The sequence below is a fragment of the Ruminiclostridium cellobioparum subsp. termitidis CT1112 genome (genome assembly GCF_000350485.1).
In the GTDB taxonomy this organism is placed as follows: Bacteria; Bacillota; Clostridia; order Acetivibrionales; family DSM-1351; genus Ruminiclostridium; species Ruminiclostridium termitidis.
In genome coordinates this window covers 79,839-97,417 of the sequence record NZ_AORV01000017.1, presented here as the reverse complement: position 1 = coordinate 97,417, position 17,579 = coordinate 79,839, and the positions used below count along the sequence as shown (strand labels likewise).

The 17,579-nt window shown below is 43.0% G+C and carries 12 protein-coding genes and 1 pseudogene; 11 read left to right on the top strand and 2 right to left on the bottom strand.

From position 1 onward, the window contains the following. Nucleotides 1-65: 65 nt before the first annotated feature. The 8 genes and pseudogenes from CTER_RS03555 to CTER_RS03520 all read left to right on the top strand — a co-directional run bounded on the left by CTER_RS03555 (nt 66) and on the right by CTER_RS03520 (nt 10,883). Nucleotides 66-2,006: an ABC-F family ATP-binding cassette domain-containing protein gene (locus CTER_RS03555; RefSeq protein WP_004623698.1), complete on the top strand. Its 1,941-nt coding sequence runs from the start codon at nt 66-68 to the stop codon at nt 2,004-2,006. A 47-nt stretch (nt 2,007-2,053) separates the two neighbouring features. Further along, nucleotides 2,054-3,208: pseudogene (locus tag CTER_RS29230) on the top strand (DEAD/DEAH box helicase); the annotation flags it as partial. A gap of 813 nt (nt 3,209-4,021) precedes the next feature. After that, nucleotides 4,022-4,924: an AraC family transcriptional regulator gene (locus CTER_RS03545; RefSeq protein ID WP_004623762.1), complete on the top strand. Its 903-nt coding sequence runs from the start codon at nt 4,022-4,024 to the stop codon at nt 4,922-4,924. Nucleotides 4,925-5,149: 225 nt separating this feature from the next. Further along, on the top strand, nt 5,150-6,409 hold the full coding sequence (leuC, locus tag CTER_RS03540) for a 3-isopropylmalate dehydratase large subunit (protein ID WP_004623697.1): 1,260 nt from the start codon (nt 5,150-5,152) through the stop codon (nt 6,407-6,409). Between the two features lie 80 nt (nt 6,410-6,489). Next, entirely contained in the window at nt 6,490-6,984 is a 495-nt protein-coding gene (gene leuD, locus CTER_RS03535; protein ID WP_004623693.1) for a 3-isopropylmalate dehydratase small subunit, read from the top strand. Nucleotides 6,985-7,020: 36 nt separating this feature from the next. After that, a complete protein-coding gene (gene leuB, locus CTER_RS03530) occupies nt 7,021-8,091 on the top strand; it encodes a 3-isopropylmalate dehydrogenase (RefSeq protein ID WP_004623718.1) in 1,071 nt (356 codons plus the stop codon). 315 nt (nt 8,092-8,406) lie between these two features. Next, nucleotides 8,407-8,961 carry a TetR/AcrR family transcriptional regulator gene (locus tag CTER_RS03525; RefSeq protein WP_004623771.1) on the top strand — a complete coding sequence of 185 codons (555 nt, stop codon included), beginning with the start codon at nt 8,407-8,409 and terminating at the stop codon, nt 8,959-8,961. A 146-nt stretch (nt 8,962-9,107) separates the two neighbouring features. Further along, nucleotides 9,108-10,883, top strand: coding sequence for an oleate hydratase (locus CTER_RS03520; protein ID WP_004623750.1), 1,776 nt, complete (start codon nt 9,108-9,110; stop codon nt 10,881-10,883). A gap of 291 nt (nt 10,884-11,174) precedes the next feature. Here the strand turns inward: CTER_RS03520 and CTER_RS03515 are convergent, their stop codons facing one another. Together CTER_RS03515 and CTER_RS03510 are read right to left on the bottom strand one after the other, a co-directional pair. Continuing rightward, entirely contained in the window at nt 11,175-12,263 is a 1,089-nt protein-coding gene (locus tag CTER_RS03515) for a M15 family metallopeptidase (RefSeq protein WP_004623746.1), read from the bottom strand. A 178-nt stretch (nt 12,264-12,441) separates the two neighbouring features. After that, nucleotides 12,442-13,326 carry a DMT family transporter gene (locus tag CTER_RS03510; protein ID WP_004623742.1) on the bottom strand — a complete coding sequence of 295 codons (885 nt, stop codon included), beginning with the start codon at nt 13,324-13,326 and terminating at the stop codon, nt 12,442-12,444. 256 nt (nt 13,327-13,582) lie between these two features. On the opposite strand from CTER_RS03510, the gene CTER_RS03505 reads away from it, so the two are divergent. From CTER_RS03505 to cphA, 3 genes are all read left to right on the top strand, one after another. Continuing rightward, the gene (locus tag CTER_RS03505; protein WP_004623713.1) at nt 13,583-13,888 is read left to right on the top strand and encodes a hypothetical protein; all 306 of its coding nucleotides are present in this window, start codon (nt 13,583-13,585) and stop codon (nt 13,886-13,888) included. A gap of 62 nt (nt 13,889-13,950) precedes the next feature. Further along, nucleotides 13,951-14,763, top strand: a complete 813-nt coding sequence (locus tag CTER_RS03500) for a cyanophycinase (RefSeq protein WP_004623752.1) — start codon at nt 13,951-13,953, stop codon at nt 14,761-14,763. A gap of 74 nt (nt 14,764-14,837) precedes the next feature. Further along, nucleotides 14,838-17,564 (top strand): cyanophycin synthetase, encoded by a 2,727-nt coding sequence (gene cphA / locus CTER_RS03495; RefSeq protein WP_004623773.1) that lies wholly within the window; start codon nt 14,838-14,840, stop codon nt 17,562-17,564. Nucleotides 17,565-17,579 lie beyond the last annotated feature (15 nt).

Here is a 17,579-nt window from a genome sequence, read left to right as displayed (position 1 = left end):
TTCCTGCATAAATGGTATAATAATATTTTAGAAAATATTTCTTAAGGAATGAAGGAGATCTGTAATTGAACATTTTATCCGCAGAGGGCATATCCAAAAGCTACAGTGAAAAAATCCTTTTTAATGATATATGGTTGGGAATAGGAGAAGAAGACAAAATCGGTCTCATAGGCATAAACGGAACCGGTAAAAGTACGCTGCTGAAAGTGCTGGCCGGCTTGGAGCAGCCTGATACAGGCAGGGTAATCAAAGCAAACAATGTGCGGGTGGGTTATCTTGAGCAGACTCCAAACTTTGAGACAGGTACAACTGTCCTTCAACAGGTATTTACCGGACACTCTCCTGTAATGGAACTGCTGAGGGAATATGAGTATGTAATTAAGAGATGCCAGGCAGCTCCTGAGGATAAGCAGCTGGAAAAAAGGCTGCTGGAGATGATGCAGAAAATGGATAACATGAGTGCCTGGACCATGGAAAGTGAGGCCAAAACAATTCTCACCAGGCTTGGTATAAGCAATTATGATACTGATGTGGCAGAACTTTCGGGCGGACAGAGAAAACGTATTGCCATGGCGGGAGCCCTGATAAATCCAACGGAACTGCTGATAATGGATGAACCTACAAATCATATAGACAATGACTCTGTTGACTGGCTTGAAAAATATTTAAATACGAGAAAAGGCGCACTGTTGATGGTGACCCATGACAGATATTTTCTTGAAAGGGTGGCAAATAGAATTATAGAGCTTGATAATGGGAAACTCTATAGTTATCAGGCAAATTACAGCAAGTTTCTTGAAATGAAAGCCGAACGGGAGGAAATGGAACAGGCCTCGGAGAGGAAACGCCAGAGTCTTCTGCGAAGTGAGCTGGAATGGATCAGAAGAGGTGCGCAGGCCAGATCCACAAAGCAAAAAGCCAGAATAGAGAGATTTGAGAAGCTCCAGGAAACCGAGGCTCCAAAGCAGGAGGATAATGTTGAGATACAGGTTGGTTCCTCAAGGCTGGGAAGAAAAATAATTGAGCTGGAAAATATAGATAAATCATTTGGGGATAAAGTACTCATAAAGGATTTCAGCTATATCCTGCTCCGGGATGACAGGATAGGAATTGTAGGCCCCAATGGTATTGGAAAATCAACACTTCTCCGGATTATAACCGGGGAAATCAAGCCTGACAAAGGAAATGTGGAAATTGGTGAAACTGTTAAGATTGGCTTCTTTACACAGGAAAATACAGGTATGGATCAGAACCTGCGTGTTATAGAATATATCAGGCAGGTTGCAGAGCATATCGAAACTAAAAAAGGCAGCCTCAGTGCTTCACAGATGCTGGAACGCTTCCTGTTCCCGCTGGGTGTTCAGTGGACACCCATAGCAAAACTGTCGGGCGGAGAAAAGAGGAGGCTGTATCTGCTCAGCATTCTAATGAGTGCACCAAACATACTGTTATTGGATGAGCCTACCAATGATCTGGATATCCAGACTCTGACCATACTGGAAAGCTATCTGGACGAGTTCCCGGGGGCGGTGATTACCGTATCCCATGACAGATATTTTCTTGACCGGATTGCCGAGCGTATTTTTTCCTTTGAGGGAGATGGATTTATTAATAAATATGCAGGAAACTATACTGCGTACAGAGAAGCATATTACGAGGAAGCAGCACTTAAGGAACAGGCCGGTCGGAATTCGGGCAAGCCGGAAAATAAAAAACAAGCAAGCCAGTCCGTAGAAAAAAATAATCAGTCAAAGGAACGGCCTCTGAAATTTACCTTCAAGGAACAGAAGGAATTTGAGGAAATTGATAATAAAGTAGCTGATAAGGAAAGTGAAATCGAGAAAAATAAAATTGGGATAGATCAGGCCTCAAGTGATTATACACTGCTCCAGGAACTTCTGGAAAAACAGCAGAGGCTGGAGGAGGAGCTTGAGTATCTCATGGAGCGCTGGACGTATTTATACGAGCTGGCCGAAAAGATTGAAAAGAGCAAAAATAAAGATTAATTAATAAAATTTTTAATTAAATATATGAACTTTATAAAGGAGAACAAATGGAACAAACATTTGAAGGCATGCACCTGAACAGGTCACTTGTCGAGGCACTTAAACTGGTAGATATCACAGTGCCTACCGAAATACAGCAAAAGGTAATACCCGAGGCGCAGAAAAGCAATGACCTGATTTTTCAGTCTGAGACCGGAACAGGTAAAACTCTTGCTTATCTTCTGCCGCTTTTTGAAAAGATAGATACTGAAAAAAAAGAAATGCAGGCGCTCATTCTCGTACCGACTCACGAACTTGCCATACAGGTTATAAGGGTAATAGAAATGTTATCCCTTAATTCTGAGCTGAAGGTATCTTCAACACCGGTAATCGGTGATGTAAATATAACAAGGCAGGTTGACAAGCTCAGAACCAAGCCGCATATTATTGTGGGTACTGCCGGAAGAATACTTGAACTGATTCAAAAAAAGAAGATTTCGGCGCATACAATAAAAACCATAATCATCGACGAAGCAGACCGGCTCCTGGATGATAGCAATATAGAGGGCATAAAGGCCGTTGTCAAGACAACACTTAAGGAAAGGCAGATAATGATGTGCTCCGCCTCCATGTCGGTGCGTACAATTGAAAGAGCAAAGCTGTTGATGAAGGCCCCCGGGGTTATTAAGAGCAAGAATGTCATTGAAGTTCCGGACACAATTGACCATATATATTTTGTGGCAGAGCAGAGAGATAAAATCGATGTGCTCCGCAAGCTGGTCAGAATAATCAATCCGCCAAAGGCTATTGCCTTCTTTGGCAATGCCGAAGATATAGCTGAGGCTGCTGAAAAGCTGAGATACCATAAATTACGGGCCGACGGCCTTCATGGTTCCAATGTAAAAAGCGACAGAAAAAAGACAATGGATGATTTCAAATCGGGCAGGCTGCAGTTGCTGATAGCTTCGGATATTGCTGCCAGGGGACTGGATATAGAAGGTGTTACACATATTTTTAATGTAAACATTCCCGAGAGATCCATGGAGTATTTGCACAGGGCCGGCAGAACAGGCAGGAACGGCAATGAAGGTGTGGCAATTTCCATTGTTACTGAAAACGAGATACCCTTTATAAAGCAATATGAAAATGAATTGAGAATTTCCATAATTCCCAAATCAATGTACAACGGGACAATAGTGGAATACAGGAAGGAAAGGAAGAAATTCGATACCACCAGTGAATATGGTCAGAGGTTAAGCAAGCATAACGGTAGCAAGAGTGAAACCGAGGTCGGCGACGCCGGTGAGAAAACTGCCTCCGGGCATGGACAGGGCGACAGGCCTGTAAAGAAATTTGATAAGGACCGGCCTGAAAGAAAGTACAGGCAACCTGGCAAAGACAAGGCTGGAGCTGATCATAAAAAGGGCGGCAGAGATGGAAGCCGGTCAGACAAAAGTGGTAAAAAGACACCTTTCGGGGGTACGAAGTTTAAGGTCGGTGGTAAGTCCGATAATAAATTTAACAGGGATGAGAGAACGGACTCAGGGTCCAGGCATGAAGGAGACAAGACGGGATCAAAGTTTAACCGTGATGAAAAGTCAACTGCCAGGTTCAAAAAAGACGGCAATAAACCGGCAGCCGGACACAGCCGCGATGACAGAGGGACTGCCAGGTTCAAGAAAGACAGCAGTAAACCGGCATCTGGATATAGCGGCGATGACAGAGGGGAAAAAAGGTTCGGCAAGGACAGTAAGCCGGCTGACCATAAGAAATTTGGCAATGATAAGCCTGGTAAAAAATTCGGGCGGGACGACAAAAGGGGTGGCGGCCCGGGCAAAGATAGAAAGCAGGCCGGGATAAAGTTCGTAGGAAAGCCTCCCAAAAATCTCAAACCATGGGAGCGTAAGCCGCAGAAGGCTCAAGAGAGGGAAAAGAAGCAGTAAAGAGGCAGGCAGAAAAATAGTACAAAGTGAAAACAGTACAAAGCGTAGTAAAAGTTTAAAGTGAAGCAAAAGTCCAAAGGGGGGCGGGGTAATATGAAATCTACGTCAATTCCAAAAGCATGGGAAGGCGTTCTGGGAGCGGCAAGTTTTATACCTGTAACCAGCATAAAGGCCATAGAGCGGTATCGGAATGCCGAATGGTCGAAAGGGCTTAGTATCCACGAAACCTTTGAAATGGTATACATTAAATCGGGTGGAGGTCTGTTTGAAATAGGAGACCAGGCGGTAACTGTAGGATCAAACGATATAGTTATCATAAAGCCGCATCAGCACCACAAGCTGGAGGTTACCTCGGACGGAGGATGTGACTTCATAGTCCTGTATTTTAAGTTTATGAACCAGTCAAATCTGGCTATGTCGGAGGCTTCACTCGAAGATTTTATAAACTTTGTCAGCGGAAGGGAGTCCGGTGCTTTTATAAAACTTAAGGTGAGTCAGAAAAATGACATAATAATACTTCTGAACAGAATACTTAAGGAAAAAGCAAGTGACCAGCTGGGAAGTGAATTGCTGGACTATCTTATGCTGATGGAACTGTTTGTTCTCATATCCAGGGCACTGAAGGCCGAATGGGAAAACAGCATAAAGAATAAAAGCCCGAAAATAAAGGAACTTATGCATTCGGCAATTCAGTTTGTACACAATAATTTTGAAAGAGAGATTTCAATAACCGATATAGCAAAATATGTCTTCCTCAGCCCCAGCTATTTTACGAGGGCATTTAAGGAGGTTACCGGTTTGAGCCCAATGCAGTATCTTTTGAATATCAGAATAAAACGTGCCTGCGAGCTTTTGGAGGAGACCGATATGAAGGTCGGCGAAATTGCTCACAGCGTGGGCTTTTCCAACCAGCAGCGGTTTAATGACATGTTTAAAAAACAGATAAATATGACACCCATGCAGTACCGTAATTCGTCAAAAAACATTCATAATTAGAAAAGATAACGGTAAATATCATGAAGAACACTTTTTAGCCTTATTGTATAATGAATTTAAGCCAAGGTTAAAAAGTGTTCTTGTCTTTTAGCCGTTTGTAAGCATAGAAAGGTATCCGATATAAAAATTAAGATTAATAAAGCTAATTAGTAATTACTAATTTATATTTTACAAAGTCAATATAATTTACCAAAGTCAATTATGGATATGGGGAGGTTCGTTAATATGGGTATGACAATGACACAAAAAATCCTTGCAGCTCATGCCGGCTTGGATTCGGTAGCGGCAGGACAGCTGATAAAGGCTAAACTGGATATGGTATTGGGAAATGATATAACATCACCTGTTGCTATAAAGGAATTTGAAAAGGTTGGCCTGGACAGGGTATTTGACGGGAATAAAATCGCTATAGTTCCTGATCACTTTACTCCTAACAAGGATATCAAATCAGCCGAGCAGGTTAAGGTTTGCAGAGAGTTTTCAAAAAAAATGGGCATAGTGAACTTCTTTGAAGTTGGCCAGATGGGAGTTGAACACGCACTCCTTCCCGAGAAGGGCCTGGTAGTTCCGGGAGACGTGGTGATAGGGGCCGATTCGCATACCTGTACCTACGGTGCACTGGGGGCCTTCTCCACAGGTATCGGAAGCACGGATATGGCAGCGGGTATGGCCACCGGTGAAGCCTGGTTCAAGGTGCCTGAAGCAATAAAATTTGTACTCAGTGGAAAACCTCAGAAGTGGGTTGGAGGTAAGGATGTAATTCTGCACATTATCGGCATGATTGGTGTGGATGGAGCACTGTACAAATCCATGGAATTCACAGGTGACGGAGTCAGTGCACTGTCCATGGACGACAGGTTTTCAATGGCAAACATGGCTATAGAAGCCGGCGGTAAGAATGGTATATTCGAAGTGGATGAAAAGACTGTGGAATATGTCAGGGAACATTCCTTGAGATCATATGAAGTATTTAAAGCAGATGAGGATGCAGTTTATTCAGAGGTATACGAAATTGACCTGGCAGCGATCAAACCCACTGTTGCCTTCCCGCATCTGCCTGAAAATGCACGTACCATCGATAATGTAGGTGACGTCAGGATAGACCAGGTTGTGATCGGTTCCTGCACAAACGGCCGTATAGAGGATATGAGGGTTGCAGCGGCAGTCTTAAAGGGCAGGAAAGTACATGAGGATGTGCGCTGCATTATTATTCCTGCAACTCAGAAGATTTGGAAACAGGCCATGAATGAAGGCTTGTTCGACATATTTATCGAAGCCGGAGCAGCAGTGAGCACACCTACCTGCGGACCTTGCCTGGGAGGACATATGGGAATCCTTGCAAAGGGTGAAAGAGCAGTAGCCACCACAAACAGAAACTTTGTAGGCCGTATGGGCCACCCGGAAAGCGAAGTATATCTTGCCGGACCGGCAATTGCAGCGGCATCGGCGGTAGCAGGCAAAATTGCCGGTCCCGATGAGATTTAACGGCAATTTAAAATATTACGACAAATTCTATTGAAAATTATTATATGCTGCGGGCGGTACGCCGGAAATGGAGTGAAATTATGAACGCTAAAGGTAAAGTCATCAAATATGGAAACAATGTTGATACTGATGTAATCATACCTGCAAGGTATTTGAATACAACAGATCCTGCCGAACTTGCAAGCCACTGCATGGAGGATCTTGATGAAAAATTCACCGCAAGAGTGCAAAAAGGAGATGTAATGGTTGCCGGCAAAAATTTTGGCTGCGGTTCTTCAAGGGAACATGCTCCTATTGCCATCAAGGCATCGGGAATATCCTGTGTCATAGCCGAAACCTTCGCCAGAATATTTTACAGAAACGCCATAAATATCGGGCTTCCTATCCTGGAGTGCCCTGAGGCGGCCCAGAACATCAAAGACGGGGATGAGGTAGAGATAGATTTTGATAAAGGTGTAATCAAAAATCTTACAACAGGGAAGACCTATCAAGGACAGCCTTTCCCTGAGTTCATGCAGGAATTGATTGCTGCAAACGGCCTGGTTGAATATATTAAGAAGTCATTGGCGAAATAGTTTCGGCAGCAGCTTAAGTAAAGAGGAGATGAGATCATGAATTTTAAAATTACTGTGCTTCCGGGAGACGGAATAGGTCCTGATATTATAGGGGAGGCTTTGGAAGTACTTAAGCTGATAGGCGGCAAATTTGGACACAGCTTTCAGCTGACTGAAGCCGATATGGGCGGAGTTGCAATAGATAAGCATGGAGTACCGCTGCCACAGTCCACAATAGACGCCTGCAAAGGCGGCGATGCAGTTTTGCTGGGTGCGGTAGGCGGACCCAAGTGGGACACGCTTCCGGGGCATTTGAGGCCTGAAGCAGGGCTTCTGGGAATCAGGGCAGCACTGGGACTTTATGCAAATCTCAGACCTGCAATTATATACGGTGCTCTTAAAGAGGCATCCCCGCTCAAGTCGGAAATAATAAGCAACGGCATTGATATAATGGTTATACGGGAACTCACGGGCGGAATCTACTTCGGTAAGAGAGGCAGACTTGATACTGAAGGCGGAGAGGCCGCTTATGACACTGAAATGTATAGCAGGGCTGAAATAGTGAGGATTGCAAAAGTGGGTTTTGAAACAGCCATGAAGCGGGGCAGGAAGCTGATGTCTGTGGACAAGGCCAATGTGCTTGAAAGCTCAAGACTGTGGAGGCAGGTGGTGGAAGAAGTTGCAAAGGACTATCCGGAAGTGGCCTTAAGCCATATGTATGTTGACAATGCTGCAATGCAGCTGGTCAGAAATCCCGCACAGTTTGATGTGATACTCACCAGTAATATATTCGGTGATATTTTATCGGATGAAGCCTCAATGATCACAGGGTCAATAGGCATGCTGCCTTCGGCAAGTCTGGGTGCCACCAGGCTTGGCCTATATGAACCGATACACGGTTCTGCACCCGACATTGCGGGACAGGATAAGGCAAATCCTATTGCTACCATACTTTCCCTGGCTATGATGTTCAGATATTCTCTGGACCTGCCTGCTGAAGCCGACGCTATTGAAAGTGCGGTTGTACGGGTGCTGGATAAAGGCTTTAGAACGGGGGATATTGCCTCAGCCGGAACTAATGTGGTGGGAACCAGGGAAATGGGAAGAATCATCAGGGCTGAGCTTTAATAAAGATAGCATTATATATTTTTTATGTCATATTTATAGGAAATTAGCGCGCAACTAAAAGCGTGCTGGAATTCAAAAAACGCAGCATATGCACTGGGAGACCGATCTGTCCCGGTACACAGCTGTGTTTTTGTTTTAGAGGATAGGAATTTATTGGAACGGCGTTGATACACTTGTAATACTGAGTTTGAATGTGTACACCAGAAAATTTCAAACAGTAAATTTCTTGCGACATAAAAGGAGTATGTCTGCCTGAAACTAAAATGATATAATAAACTTAACCTGACGGTACTACTCGGAAATTTAAGGAGAATTATGTCACAAATAACAAAAAAGGCTCTGGCAGCCTCTTTAAAAAAACTTCTTTCACAGAAGCCGCTTGACAAGATCACAGTAATTGATATTGTAGAGGACTGTGAAGTAAACAGGCAGACTTTTTATTATCATTTTCAGGATATTTACGACCTGGTGGAATGGATGTTCCTGACGGGGGCTGCTGCGGCTCTGAACGGGAAAAAGACCTATGATACCTGGCAGCAGGGTTTTTTGCAGGTGTTTGAATATGCACTTGAAAATAAAAATTTAGTTATAAACACATATCATTCCATAAGCCGTGATCAATTGGAGCGTTATCTCTATGATGTTACGTACAATCTGCTCATAGGAGTTGTTGAGGAGCAGGCGGCGGGAATGGCTGTAAGAGATAACGATAAAAAATTCATTGCCGATTTTTACAAATTTGCCTTTGTGGGCTTGATGCTTGACTGGATCAGAAGAGGTATGAAGGACGACCCTGAAAAGATAGTAGAGCATATAAGCACACTCATCCAGGGAGACATAAAGCGGGCACTGGAGAAATACAGGACCTGACAAACATACCGTTATGTATAAATTTTAAACAATATCACCGCTGTGTCAAAGTTTTAGGCACAACGGCTTTTTTGTCTATTCATTTTATTGCCGGCAATAATTATAGTATAAGTATGATTTCAATTGATTATGGGAGGTCGGTAATTATGTATTATTCAAACGGTAACTATGAAGCCTTTGCACGTCCTGAAAAACCGAAGGACGTTGATAAAAAATCTGCTTATCTTGTAGGAAGCGGTCTGGCTGCTTTGGCAGCGGCATGTTTCCTGGTCCGGGACGGACAAATGAAAGGCGAACATATTCATATCTTTGAGGAAATGAAGCTTCCCGGCGGTGCCTGTGACGGTATAAGGGATGACCAAAAGGGTTTTATAATCCGGGGTGGGAGAGAGATGGAAAACCATTTCGAATGCCTCTGGGATCTGTTCCGGTCCATTCCATCCACGGAGACCGAAGGGATATCGGTCCTTGATGAATTTTACAGGCTCAATAAGCATGATCCGAACTATTCACTCATGCGCGCATCGGTAAACCGCGGGCAGGATGCACACACCGACGGAAAATTTACGCTGTCGGAAAAGGCTTCAATGCAGATAATAAAGTTGTTTATGACAAAGGATGAGGATTTGTACGATAAAACAATTAATGATGTTTTTGACAATGAATTTTATTCCTCAAACTTCTGGCTTTACTGGCAAACAATGTTTGCTTTTGAGAAATGGCACAGTGCCCTTGAAATGAAATTGTATTTGCAGCGCTTCATACATCATATCGGAGGACTGCCGGATTTCTCAGCACTGAAATTTACAAAATACAACCAGTACGAATCACTTATCCTGCCTATGATGAAATATTTGGAAGCACATGGAGTACACTTCCAGTATGACACGCAGGTTACCAATGTCATCTTTGACATCAGGGGAAATAAAAAGGTTGCAAAGCAGCTTGTTCTTGTACACGAAGGCAGAAATGAAACCATTGATCTTGTAGAGGACGATTTGGTATTTGTAACCAATGGAAGCTGTACTGAAAATTCTACTCTGGGGGATGATGACCATGCACCCGAAATGAATACCAATCCGGGTGAAGGGGGCTGCTGGCAGCTGTGGAAGAATATCGCGGCGCAGGACCCGGCTTTCGGGCGGCCGGGAAAATTTTGTTCGGACATCGGTGCCACCAACTGGGAATCTGCAACGGTAACAACACTTGATGACAGAATTCCCAAATACATTGAGAAAATGTGCAAGCGGGATCCGTTTTCAGGGAAAGTTGTCACCGGAGGTATTATTACCGTGAAAGATTCCAGCTGGCTTATGAGCTATACTCTTAACCGCCAGCCGCACTTCAGGGAGCAGCCCAAGGGTCAGCTGGTGGTATGGGTTTACGGACTGTATACCGATGTTCCGGGGGACTTTATAAAGAAGCCCATGAGGGAGTGTACCGGTAATGAGATCGTGCAGGAATGGCTCTACCATATGGGTGTGCCCGAACATGAAATCCCTGAAATGGCCAGGACGGGGGCACACTGTATTCCATGCATGATGCCGTATATAACTGCATTCTTTATGCCAAGGACAAAAGGGGACAGGCCAAAGGTAGTTCCTGAGGGCAGCGTAAACTTTGCGTTTATTGGACAGTTTGCAGATACGGTACGTGATACGGTATTTACAACAGAATATTCTGTCAGAACTGCAATGGAAGCAGTATACACGCTTCTGGACGTGGACCGGGGGGTTCCGGAGGTTTTCAACTCCTGCTATGACGTGAGGGTGCTCCTGGACTCAACCTCCAAAATGATGGATGGTAAGAAGCTCACCGATATAAAGCTTCCATTCATTGCCAGCCTTGTGGAGAAGAGGGCACTCAAGAAGGTTTCGGGAACAATCGTGGAAGAATTGCTTCAAAGGTATAAATTAATTTAACCTGCAGTACTAGTTAATTTAATTTATACTTTACTAAGGTAATATTTTTATATCAACTGGGAACTCCCGTACTAACTTCATAAGATAAGGACGCACCCAAAACAATTGCGAAAATTGTATCGACTTATTTAAAGCGGTTTTACCGTCGTCGACAATTTACGCAATTGTTTTTAACCGTGCATCTTATTTCATGAAGTTATACTCGCGTACCAGTTGATACTTATTTAAATCTATCCGTAAAGCAAAAACAAAATTTCAATTACCACAATTTCAAGCTACGAAAAGCACCTGCTACCCCAGCTGTAAAGTCAGCAGTACATTATTCTCATTGATTTTCTCCAGGGAAACTTTAGACATAAGTGCTTCATCGGTAAATACCTGCTGTGCCTTCTTAATTCCCATAAATGCACTTTTACTGTCTCCTAAGACCTCACCTGAAAATATTTTACTGTAAAATTCTTCGAGACAGAGGTTTTTTTCTTTCATATATATGCTTAAGGGAATACCCACATACCTTATATGCCAGGGTTCATAGACAGCATTGGTCTCCTTTGTCTTGTCCTGCGGATACCTGATTATAAAGCCGTATTTCTGGAGATTGGTATTGAGCCAGACTTGTTCCTTTGTGCCTTTAAAATCGTTCCTGTGGCGTCCGTTCACACTGAATATGTCGGCGGCCAGTCCGGTGTGGTGTTCGGAATTACCCGGGAGTGCCACCAGCTGTCTTGTTTTTGCGTAGGCTTCTTCATAAGTTTTGGAGCTTTTCTTAAAACCGCTCAGGTTGGCGTCAAATATTTGCTGCTGAGTTGTGAGGCTCCTGTAAGCACTGTTTATTATAAAACCTTTTACACCAGCCTCTTTTGCAGCTTCTACCATGGAATACAGGGCTTTGAGAGTAACAGGCAGCAGTTTGAGTTCCGGGTACTCCAGCTTTACCTTGCCGGAGTCGATATTGACCAGATTTTGCGGTATAAAATTTTCAGGAAGGGGATTGTCCTGATTGACCAGAAGTTTGCTGCCGGCGGTATTATCTGTTTCTATTTGTTTTAAAGCTTTCAGGTTTATTTCATTAAGCTCATGAGATGTGATATATACGTTATTATTCCGGCCAAATATGTTAACAGGCTTTTGGCCGCCTGTAATTTTATAGAGCGGATTGAAACTTTCAGAGCGCGGTTTTTCAATAACTTCAAACATGTCGGGAGCCTGCGCTGCCCCGGAACTTTTGGCATCGGATACATTATGTGTCCCGGTATTATCGGTAGCATTTTCAGGCAAAGCCATCAGTTCTGTTTTGTCATCTATGACATTTGGCTGGGAGAGGTTTGTGCAGCCGACAAAGAATATACTGAGAACAACTACGCAAGCGGCTTTTTTCAATTTTAGTTTCCTCCATAATAAACTTTAGTAGGACAAAAAGATATTATTAATATATGTAGATTTACCAGATTTTAATTATTAACCTGGAAATTTTACATTTATCCTTATATTGCCCACGAGGGTTCATGATATGGAGTTTAAAAGAGCCGGTAAGTATTTATAGCAACTTCTTCAGCTTTCAATACTTCTGCCTGACGAATATTAAACTGAACATTATCAGCAGCATGCCGCCGATTTGTATAAATGAAACGGTTTCACCAAGCACCAGTACACCTCCTATAATAGACACCACGGGAATCAGATTCAGGAACATCGATGAAACAGTAGCCCCAAGGCCTTTAACTGCAACATTGTACAGATAATATGCCAATGCTGAGCAAAACAGGGCCAAATACAGCAGGTTGGCCAGAGAATAGGCCGACAGGCTTTGCCATTGTTTAAATTCAGGTATGATAAGGGGTATAAAAAGCACAGAGGCTGCTGCCATTTGATAGGCGGTTATTACGATACCGTTATATTTGCCTGTCAGGCTTTTGCAGATAATGGTATATATGACCCAGGTAACCATGGCACCGATCATCAGAAGATTTCCCTTGGTATAGCCCGAGGAAAAATCCAGACCCTTCTCGAAAATAACCAGGAAGACCCCGATTATTGAAATGATGACGCAGACAATTACCCTGGAGGTTATTTTAAACTTGTAAAACAGCGATTCTGTTATTAAAGTAAAAATTGGTACAGCAGCGACAATAATCGAACCGTTTGAGGCAGTTGTATATTTTAAACCCATATTTTCAAATAAAAAATATAAAACTATTCCGAAAAAAGAGGAGGCAAACAGGAGAAAAACATCTTTTGCCGGCATTCTCACAAACAGCTTTTTTATGTATAATATGACAGCGAGTACGACGGCGGCTATTACCTGACGGAAAAATGCAATGGTGACGGGCGGAAGGTCATTGAGTAAAATTTTTGTACTTACGAATGAATAACCCCAAAATATTACTGTAGCAGTAATAGCCATCAAAGCGAATAATTTATTGTTTTTTCTATCTCTATTCATTTTACAAAATCCCCATATTAATGTCTTTAAGGTATAATTTTCTCACATCACGAAAAGTATATCAAGAGAATATATGATTTCTATGATGTTTTCCCGGGTCAGCAAGCATATATTTAATGAAAGTTTTGGCAGCTGCACTTGCAGAATCCTTGATTTCAACTGTTTTTAAAAGTGAATATTAACTGTATAAACTGTAAATAATACGCTATGAAACAGAAATAAAACAGATAGTGCAAGGTTTTATGAGGAGTACATTATGGATAATGTTCAGGGAATTACAAATCATTATGAAAACGTAAAAAGAATACTATTTCTTTTTATCGGTTGGATGTCAGCTATTTTATCACTATTCTTTTATCCCTTTGTATTTGGAATGATTGGTGTTATTTCAGGAATTCTTGCAACCAAAAATAATAAAAGCAGGCTTGGAGTTTTCCTTGTAGTAACTTCCATTGTTCTTATGGGGTTGGGTCTTGCTTTTAGCAGTAAGTTTCTTGGTTTGGCCAAAGATGTATTAAATATATTATCAGTGGCGGGTTTACAGCTTCCGCTTATGATATAGTCCCGGAGGAGCGCACCATCTCAAAAGGGTGGATTTATTTTTATTTAAATTGGAGGAAAATAATGGGTGAGCTAGTTAACGGTAACTTATTGATCATAGGGGGAGCTGAAGATAAGTGGGGACAGAGCAGTGTCCTTAAGCATGCTATAGAAATGTGCGGAGGACCCGAAGCCAAAATAACTGTTTTGACAACAGCAACACAAAAGCCCCAGGAGGTTGGAGAAGAATACAGGAATGTTTTTTCCAGGCTGGGAGTACAGAACATAGATGTTTTAAATATTGACAATAGAAGCGATGCAAATGACGACTCTGTAGCACAAAGGATATCAGGTGCAGCAGGAGTTTTTTTTACAGGAGGAGATCAGTTAAGAATAACAAGCATATTAGGCGGAACGAAAACCTTTGGTGTACTTCTGGACTTATATAGAAAGGGAGTGCCGATTATAGGAACCAGTGCAGGTGCATCTGCCATGAGCAGTGTTATGATTGTCGATGGCAACAGTAATTCGGCTGCAAGGAAATGCACATTGGGAATGTCACCCGGACTCGGACTGATGGAACAGGTTATACTGGATCAGCATTTTGAGCAGAGAGGCAGGCTGGGGAGACTTCTTGTAGGTGTTGCCCAGAATCCGTCTATTCTTGGCATCGGCATTGATGAGGATACCGCAATTAAGGTTCATGCCAATGCTTCCTTTGAAGTTGTGGGCACCAACTGCGTTACGGTTATTGACGGCAGAACCATTCAGAACTCAAATGTTTCGGAATTGAATTCCGAAGATATAATAGCACTGTCAAATGTTACAATTCATGTATTGCCCAATGGCTATGGCTTTGATCTTGGCCGGAGGTGTGTTCAGAAGAAAAATTCATAACTTCAAACTAACAAAAACTAACAAAATGAATCAATATTCATATTGCATAGTAACAATATTAGGAGGGTTTTACGGTGCAAATTCAAAGCATTTATTGCTTTCAAGGCAGAAATATATATAGTCACAAACCTGTAGTAAGAATGATTGTTGATATTGGGATTTTTGAGTCAGGACCAACAAAGGATATACCGGGCTTTAATGAAAAATTGTTAGAAAATTTTCCCGAATTGGCTGAACATACCTGCGGAGTCGGTTATGCGGGAGGCTTTGGCGAACGTCTGGCCGAAGGCACTTACATGGGACATGTTGCAGAACACTTGATCATAGAGCTGCAAAATAAACTCGGGTATAACGTGAATCATGGAAAGACCAGGCAGATCGGTACGACCTCGAAGTACTATATCATATATGAATATATAAATGAAACACTTGCCGTAGAATGCGGCAAAAAGGCTATAGAAATTCTCAAAGGCTTTGCAGCCGGAAAAGATATTGAAATCTGGAAAATAATGAACGCGCTGAAGAAATTGTCCCTGGAAACCGATATGGGACCAAGCACAAAAGCCATTTATACCGCCGCTGTAGACAGGGGGATCCCGGTGGTCAGGCTTGGTAACGGCAGTATGCTGAGGATGGGCTACGGAAAGGGTATAAGGACAATACAGGCATCGCTGACTGATAATGCCAGCTGCATATCGGTAGATATGGTGTCGGACAAGCAGCTTACCAAGAAAATATTAGCCGACTGCAATATTCCCGTGCCTTACGGTGCAGCAGCCAAGAGTATCGAGGAAGTGGAGGAGGCGGCACAAAAAGTAGGTTATCCCCTGGTGCTGAAGCCTCTGGATTCCAATCAGGGAAAAGGTGTCACAGTCAATATAACATCCGGTGACCAGCTGGGGGAGGCATTTGCAGAAGCAAAAAAATATTCAAAAAAAGTTATTGTGGAAAGGTATATAAACGGAAAGGACTACAGGGTGCTTGTGATAGGGGGGCGCGTAAGCGCAGTGGCGGAGAGAAGGCCTCCTGAGGTGACCGGAGACGGCAGAAGTACTGTGGAACAGCTTGTTGAACAGGAAAATCAGAACCCCCTGAGAGGGGAGGATCACGAAAAACCTCTGACGTATATAAAACTTGATGATATTGCAGAAAAATGTCTGAAGTCACAGGGTTTGACCCTGAAAAGTATTCCGGAGATTGGAAGAATTGTAAGACTGAGGCATAATGGAAATATCAGCACAGGCGGTACTGCCAGAAACTGTACCGAAGATATCCACCCCAAGAATGCACAGTATGCAATAGCAGCTGCGCGTGCGGTAGGACTTGATGTTGCAGGGATTGATTTTGCTTCTGAAGATATCTCCATACCGCTGGATATGAATGCCGGTGCAATTATTGAAGTAAACGCGGCTCCGGGGCTTCGGATGCACCTGTATCCCTCTGAGGGAAAGCCTGTGGATGTTGCAAACGATATTATTGATATGATGTATCCCGACAGCAGCTGGAGCATTCCAATAGTGGCAGTCACGGGTACAAACGGCAAGACTACCACCACCAGGCTGATCAGGCACACTCTGGCGCTGACCGGACTGACAGTGGGTATGACCTGCACCAGTGGGATATATGTAGGAAATGAATGTATCCAGAAAGGTGATACTACCGGTCCGGTGAGCGCCAACGTGGTACTGGCCAATAAGAAAGTCGAAGCCGCTGTACTGGAAACAGCCAGAGGCGGGATTATCAGAAAAGGTTTGGGGTATGATCTGGCTGATGTGGCAGTGCTGGTAAATATCAGCGACGATCATCTCGGTATTGACGGAATCAATACCCTGGAGGATCTGGCAAAAACAAAAGCCCTGGTAATAGAAGCGGTCAAGCCAGAGGGCTATGCGGTTCTTAACGCCGATGACAGCATGACACCCTATGTTTTGAACAGGGTGAGGAGCAGGGTAATATTGTTCGGAAGGACTATGTCAAACCCGCTTATAAAGAAGCACAGTAAGAATCCGGAAAATATCGCCGTATTTGTGAGAGATAATTACATCTGGATACTCAGAAACGGAAAAAGGGAGCCTGTTATCAGTCTGGAAGATATCCCCATAACCTACGGAGGTTTGGTGGACTGCAATATAGAAAACTCTCTGGCTGCAATTTCCGCATTGATCGGGCTTGATATATCCTTGGATGTAATAAAAAAAGGTATGAGTACATTCCGGCCTGATATCGAATTGAATCCGGGAAGGTTTAACATCTTTGACATGGGAACCTTTAAGGTAATGATAGATTACAGCCACAACATAGCAGGTTACTCGGCGGTTATAAGATTCATGAGGAAAACAAAGGCAAAGCGGCTGGTGGGAATTGTGGGAATGCCAGGAGACAGGATGGATGCAAATATAAAGGAAGTTGGCGAGCTGTGCGGGAGATCTTTCGATAAAATTTACATCAAGGAAGATAAGGACTTAAGAGGCAGGAAAAAAGGCGAAATTGCGGAATTATTTGAGTCAAGTATATTAGGTGCAGGATTTAAAAAAGAAAATATCGAGATAATATTAAGCGAAACCGGTGCACTCGAAAAGGCCATGCTGGACGGCCAGCCGGGCGATTTGATAGCATTGTTTTATGAGGAATTTGATCCGGCCGTACAGGTGATAACCAAATTCAAGAAAGAACAGGAAGAAGTGAATCAGGTACTTGAGAACAGTCTGAAGGATATGACAAAGGACAAAACGGAGGTTGCTCCAATACTTTTAAACAGTATTTTGACAAAACCCGATATGGTGGAATTCAGAGAATTGTAATATAATGAAAGAAAT

Excerpts from the sequence above, each read along its gene's own strand:
- leuD (WP_004623693.1), top strand. The coding sequence starts at position 6,490 with ATGAACGCTAAAGGTAAAGTCATCAAATATGGAAACAATGTTGATACT.
- CTER_RS03505 (WP_004623713.1), top strand. The coding sequence starts at position 13,583 with ATGGATAATGTTCAGGGAATTACAAATCATTATGAAAACGTAAAAAGA.
- CTER_RS03525 (WP_004623771.1), top strand. The coding sequence starts at position 8,407 with ATGTCACAAATAACAAAAAAGGCTCTGGCAGCCTCTTTAAAAAAACTT.
- leuC (WP_004623697.1), top strand. The coding sequence starts at position 5,150 with ATGGGTATGACAATGACACAAAAAATCCTTGCAGCTCATGCCGGCTTG.
- CTER_RS03520 (WP_004623750.1), top strand. The coding sequence starts at position 9,108 with ATGTATTATTCAAACGGTAACTATGAAGCCTTTGCACGTCCTGAAAAA.
- CTER_RS03545 (WP_004623762.1), top strand. The coding sequence starts at position 4,022 with ATGAAATCTACGTCAATTCCAAAAGCATGGGAAGGCGTTCTGGGAGCG.
- leuB (WP_004623718.1), top strand. The coding sequence starts at position 7,021 with ATGAATTTTAAAATTACTGTGCTTCCGGGAGACGGAATAGGTCCTGAT.
- CTER_RS03500 (WP_004623752.1), top strand. The coding sequence starts at position 13,951 with ATGGGTGAGCTAGTTAACGGTAACTTATTGATCATAGGGGGAGCTGAA.
- CTER_RS03510 (WP_004623742.1), bottom strand. The coding sequence starts at position 13,326 with ATGAATAGAGATAGAAAAAACAATAAATTATTCGCTTTGATGGCTATT.